The organism is Lacticaseibacillus camelliae DSM 22697 = JCM 13995 (genome assembly GCF_001436615.1).
GTDB lineage: Bacteria > Bacillota > Bacilli > Lactobacillales > Lactobacillaceae > Lacticaseibacillus > Lacticaseibacillus camelliae.
Genome location: NZ_AYZJ01000012.1, coordinates 1 through 5469, shown reverse-complemented (window position 1 = coordinate 5469; position 5469 = coordinate 1). Strand labels below are relative to the sequence as shown.

The 5469-nt window shown below is 53.2% G+C and carries 5 protein-coding genes; 3 read left to right on the top strand and 2 right to left on the bottom strand.

What is annotated here, in order from left to right; all coding sequences use genetic code 11:
* On the top strand, positions 1–182 hold a 182-nt coding region (locus FC75_RS12960; RefSeq protein WP_235808686.1), incomplete at its 5' end, for a hypothetical protein.
* Between the two features lie 15 nt (positions 183–197).
* Here the strand turns inward: FC75_RS12960 and FC75_RS01875 are convergent.
* Positions 198–1703, bottom strand: a complete 1506-nt coding sequence (locus FC75_RS01875; protein WP_056988972.1) for a helix-turn-helix domain-containing protein — start codon at positions 1701–1703, stop codon at positions 198–200.
* A gap of 339 nt (positions 1704–2042) precedes the next feature.
* On the opposite strand from FC75_RS01875, the gene FC75_RS01870 reads away from it, so the two are divergent.
* Both FC75_RS01870 and serS read left to right on the top strand, forming a co-directional pair.
* Positions 2043–3626 carry a helix-turn-helix domain-containing protein gene (locus FC75_RS01870; RefSeq protein ID WP_056988971.1) on the top strand — a complete coding sequence of 528 codons (1584 nt, stop codon included), beginning with the start codon at positions 2043–2045 and terminating at the stop codon, positions 3624–3626.
* A gap of 278 nt (positions 3627–3904) precedes the next feature.
* Positions 3905–5185, top strand: a complete 1281-nt coding sequence (gene serS, locus FC75_RS01865) for a serine--tRNA ligase (protein WP_054666283.1) — start codon at positions 3905–3907, stop codon at positions 5183–5185.
* Here the strand turns inward: serS and FC75_RS12955 are convergent.
* Positions 5172–5469, bottom strand: a 298-nt coding sequence (locus FC75_RS12955) for a hypothetical protein (protein WP_235808685.1), incomplete at its 5' end; no start/stop codon positions are given. The two genes, serS and FC75_RS12955, sit on opposite strands and share 14 nt — an antisense overlap.

Below are 5469 nucleotides of genomic sequence, written 5' to 3'. Positions count from 1 at the left end.
AGTTTGAGTGCTTGCACAATCAGATCGGTTTCGCACAGCTGGATCAGATGATCAAGGCTGAGACATTAAGTGGTTTCAGCCCAAAACACAAGCACTTCTGCAATGTGATTCGGTGTGGAATCGCGGTGCAGGGGTGCTTGTTCATTTGGTTGTTGCTTGATGGAACGTGCCCAGGCCATTAATGGACGCCGCTGTTTTTAATTGCCAGTGGCGATCAGTTTTTGGTGAAACAGGTTGTAGACCGTTTCAAATAGACTTCGGTAGTCGCCATCGGTGGCATCCAGGTACCAGTTAAATTTGGCAATGTGAGCGGGCAGTGCCGCCAAAGCCCCGGGATCGACAAAATCGTCCAAAGCGGTGACCAGCAGGTCCGCATCTTCAAGCGGCGCGTCGTCTGAAAGCAGTTCGACGACGTTCAGATTGCGGACAAAATCGATGATGTTGCGATTCACGGTGTCCGTGGTTTCCATGACCAGCTTGACCTTGACGGTTTCCTGCCACTGGAATTGCCGCAGATAGGGTACAAGGAGGTAGAAAAGCATTTCGACCAGAGGCCGCTTGGCGCGCTTGAACGCGGCAAATCCTGGGTCGTCTGGCAGGCTGTCAATGTACTGACTCAGCGTCTGGCGTGCGTGTTTTTGCATGTAGTTGGGCAACGACGGCTTGAAGAAGTCGGATTGCTTAACAAAATTCCCACCCATGAGATAGAAAGACGCGGCCACGCGCATCAAGTTAGCGTGCAGCTGGGGATAGTCAAAGGGGTCAGGGGAAGGGGTGCCGGTTGAATGGTCGTGGACCGCTTCGGGCAGCCCGGCAACCAGCTGTGCGGCCGGACTGTTGATTGCTTCAAGATACCGGCTCATCTTGACCGTGTCAGGATTGGGTGCTGAGAAGCGGATCGTTTTTTGCTGGAAGAAGTAGAAAAAAATGGTCTCCGCGTCCAAGGCGGCTTGCGGAACGTTGGGATTAGGCTTGCTCGGGTAAACCGCCGTCGTTGAGCACACGCCCTGCGGGACTGACTCGCTAAACGCGGCGTTCAGGGTGACAAAGTGGCCCCGGCTCATGCGGGTGCGACAGACGCCCCAAAACAGGCGCTCTTGGCTGGCCGTGATCGGGTTTGAATCTGCGGTGGGTAGGGCTTGGTACTGCTTGCTCAGCCGGGTAAAATCGAGTGCGCGAAACGGCCAGCGACTGCCATGATAGCTGAGCCAGTAAAACAGCTGCAGGAACAGGCGAACTTGTTTTTCATCACCGACAAACGTGGCCTGGGTGAGTGAGATCTTGACCTTGAAGCCGGCCAAAAAGCTGCGGACCATGGCCGTTTTGCGCATTAGCGTGGACCTGCTGATGTAGTGCTCGGCACAAAACCGACTGACGCTTTGCTGAGTGCCCTGCACGAGATAGTCGACGAACTGGAAGGCAATCGAGTTGTTCAGCAGGAACAGCCGGTAGTCATCGACTGACAGAGAAAGTGCGGCGCCGTCGGTCAGTGACTGCTTGATTTTGCCTACTGGTTCACCGGAAAGGGTCACCAGGTCGCGGGTCAGCTCCTGGAAGACGTTGTAGCTTTGCTGGTACGACAGCGTTAAACGCTCGGCCAAGTCAGTAATGGACAGGCTTTGCGTTTGGTTTGTGACGAGCGTGCGAAACATGGTGAACTTTTGCAGGTCGGATTTTTCCAAGAAAATAGTTTCGAAATTCATGGCGCTCGCCTCCTCCGCGGTTTGTGTTCGGATAATTAATCAAGGTCAGAATACCACATGTTTGAGTCTGGGAAAAAGTGGGTCACCCCAAAACTATTTGATAAAGTTGATTAATTTTTGCGGAGAGACAATCAAATAGCGGGTCGATAAATACTGAACAAAATGAAGGCAAAGTTACACAAATTGGGTACGCTAAGCACAACTGATGGTCCTGAGCAATTCGCCTCTAAGAAAGTTCTCATTAATAGCAAAATATTATTGGCCTATTTTGAGCGCGGCGCCTATAATTGTTCTTGAAATGCAGGCTCATGCATCGATCACACGAAAAGAGGCATTTTTATGAGAGGTCGCGAAGATATCTTTCTGGCGCAGTCCCAGGCGGAGGAGACGAGTCTTTTCCGGCGAATCGTCAACGCCCGGTCATCGCAAACGCCAGTGGCGGAAAGGCTGACCCGCGAGCGGGCGGACGAACCGCTGGTGACGGACGTCAATCTGAAGCAAATCGCGGCGCTGACCCGGCGCAATTATGGCTCAGTTTACAACACCTACAACAGCCTAGTGGAAACCCTCCAGGAGATGATCGGCACTAAGACCACCACGGTGCGCAAGCTGTTCAACGTGCCGTCTAGTCAGGTGCGGCTCTTTTTAGTGCAAAAGGATCACCCGTACCGCTTCCTGCACACGCTGGTTTATCACGACTACAAAGATTTTGCCGAATTTCTGAAGGCGAGCCATGCCAGCAAGGCCACGATGCTGCGACACTTGAAGCCGTTGCGCGATTTTGCGCGCAAGTTCGGCGTCCGTTTCTCGTACGAAACCCTTAGCCTGCAAGGTGATGAAAAACGGATCCGCGTGTTTTTGACGATGATCTTCTGGCTGGCGACGGATGGCGCCGGTTGGCCTTTCGATGATTTGAAGCGCGAGGCGGTGGGCCGGGTCGTTGATGAAACGGTCACCTTATATGATATGAACAAGCCGAATTACGTCACGCGCGAAGTGACAATGTATTACACCGCTATTGCGCACAAACGGTCCAGTGAGGGTCACGTGATCACCTATGATCCCAATCAATTGACGCTTCGCTACCCGACCGCGAACATGTTTGAGGAACTGCAGCCGAGTTTGGCGCAGGACTTTTTGTTCCCTAAGTTTTCCACTGAAGGGCAAATGGGCGAGAGTGCAGCGATGTACTTTGTCTTTAATTTTCTGCCGCTGTTTGGCACGACCAACAGCCAGACCATGGCGCGGACGATGGAACGGTTCCGGCATTATAACCTGCCGCTTTACACCTTGGTCACGGAGTTCTTGGCGAAGTTACCAGTGGCTTTTCTGACCAGTGATCGGCTGCCTGAAGGGGCAATGAATCTGCTGAAGGCCAACTTGCTGGCCAATGTGGTGTTCACGCTGGAGTTTGGCGAGGACCTGTCCCAGGTGATCGCCTACGAGATCAATGAGCATCTGGTGGCAATGCCTGACAATTCGCTACTCAAGAAACGGGTCAGACAGACGCTGGAGCATGTGGTTTACGTGAACGAGCTCGACGAACTGAAGCCCCACCTGGATGCGCTGACCGAGGCCTTTTATAAAGACGTGCTCCAGGTCGCCCAGCAGTTTGCCCCGAAGAGCAAGGTGCGCGTGGCGGCGATGACCGAGCAGGCCGGACTGGGTTACGTTGATTTGCTCAGCTTTTTGATGGCCCAGCCGTTTGTTGAGTTGGTGTCACCCGATGATGGGCTGGAGAATGTCGATTTGGTCATCGAAAGTGCGACCGTGCCGGATGCAACTAAGCGGCGGGCCGGGATCTTGACGTACAAGTGGGCGGCGAGTGCCTCGAACGACTGGTTCGGGGAGCTGTACGCTGAACTGCGCCAGATCTGGGAAAATAAAAATGAAGGCAGTCGCGACGAGAATTTTGACTACTGATTGGTTGCACCAATGGGTGGTTTGCAGTATTCTAGCAGTGACAAAATAACACGTGATTAGGTGCCCATTTTGAGACTTCCAGAGACCCGGCGGGCGGTGCGAGCCGGGACGTCTCACTTCCAGCACGACAGTGGGCGGCGACGAGCCGCACGGCGCTGACCGTTAGCAGCAAATTAAGGGTGGTCTTTAGACCAAACTTGGGTGGCACCGCGGAAGAGCCTTTCGTCCCAAATGAGATGAAGGGCTTTTTGTATGCAATTACGTAGAGGAGGATATGCATGTTAGACATTAAAGTGATCCGTAAAGACCCTGCCTGGGCCAAGCAGAAACTGGCGGCCCGTGCAGTCAAGCCGGAGGAAATTGATGACTTACTCGCCGATGACGACAAGCGCCGCGCACTGATCGCGCAGACCGAGCAGTTAAAAGCTAAGCGCAACGAGGTGTCCGGCCAAATCGCGCAGAAGAAGCGTAACAAGGAAAACGCAGATGATGATATCAAAGAGATGCGTGAGGTCGGACAGAAGATTGGCAAGCTTGATAAGGAACTGGCCGCAGTTGAGGAAAAGCTCAATTATGTGCTGGTGCGGCTGCCGAACTTTCCTGCTGACGATGTCCCGATGTCTTTGAACGAGGACGACTCGCGTGAAGAGTACAAGTGGGGCAACATCCCGCACTTTGATTTCAAGCCGAAAGCGCATTATGAGCTGGGCGAATCCTTGGGTATCCTGGATTTTGAACGGGCAGCCAAGGTGTCTGGGGCGCGGTTCGTTTATTACAAGGGTGCAGGTGCGCGCCTGGAGCGGGCCGTTTACAACTTCTTCTTGGATGAGCACTATAAGGAAGGGTATGAGGAAATCATTCCGCCGTACCTGGTCAACAACGATTCGATGTTCGGTACGGGGCAGTTTCCTAAGTTCACCAAAGACGTTTACACGATCATGAACGAGGACGATCCGTTGACGCTGATCCCAACCGCTGAGGTGCCGCTGGTCAACTATTATCGTGGTGACATTATCGATGCCGAGAAGCTGCCGATCAGCGTGACAGCGTTGACGCCTGCTTTTCGGTCTGAGGCCGGGTCGGCGGGGCGTGACACCCGGGGCCTGATCCGGATGCATCAGTTCAACAAGGTCGAAATGGTCAAGTTCTGCAAGCCTGAAGACTCGTGGGATGAACTGAAGAAGTTGGTTCACGACGCTGGGGACCTGCTGCAAAAGCTGGGCCTGCCGTATCACGTGATTACGCTTGCCTCAAACGATGCTAGTTTCACGTCGGCGAAAACCAACGACCTTGAAGTTTGGCTGCCGGCGCAGGATACGTACCGGGAAATCTCGAGCTGCAGTAACTGCACGGACTTCCAGGCGCGGCGCGCACAGATCCGTTACCGCGATGAGAACGGCAAGCCGCAGTTTGTTCACACACTCAATGGCTCCGGGTTAGCGGTGGGTCGCACAGTCGCCGCAATCTTGGAAAACTACCAAAATGCCGATGGTTCGGTGACAATTCCCGATGTGCTGGTGCCGTACATGGCTGGGCAAACCGTGATCAAAGGAGAATAAGTGCAGACAGTCGCAGGGATGCGGCTGTTTTTTTGGCGTTTGCAGAGGCTTTTTGGCAGTCATTGCGGTGATTTACTCGTTTCTTTTTCAAAAAGTAGTTGACGCGTCTTCGCCTGGTTGGTAATATAGTCAACGTTGTCAAAAACGCAGCGGCGCCTAGCTGCTGCGCGGGTGTTTGAAAAAAACGGTTGACAATGCGGTGCCTAATTGATAGACTGTTAAAGTTGTCTTTTGGACAAGGTAGTCCTTTGAAAACTGAACAAAGTTTCGTAAATGTGATAGGG

Bases quoted from the DNA above. Each gene is read 5' to 3' on its own strand.
- FC75_RS01875 (WP_056988972.1), bottom strand. From the start codon at position 1,703: ATGAATTTCGAAACTATTTTCTTGGAAAAATCCGACCTGCAAAAGTTC.
- FC75_RS01870 (WP_056988971.1), top strand. From the start codon at position 2,043: ATGAGAGGTCGCGAAGATATCTTTCTGGCGCAGTCCCAGGCGGAGGAG.
- serS (WP_054666283.1), top strand. From the start codon at position 3,905: ATGTTAGACATTAAAGTGATCCGTAAAGACCCTGCCTGGGCCAAGCAG.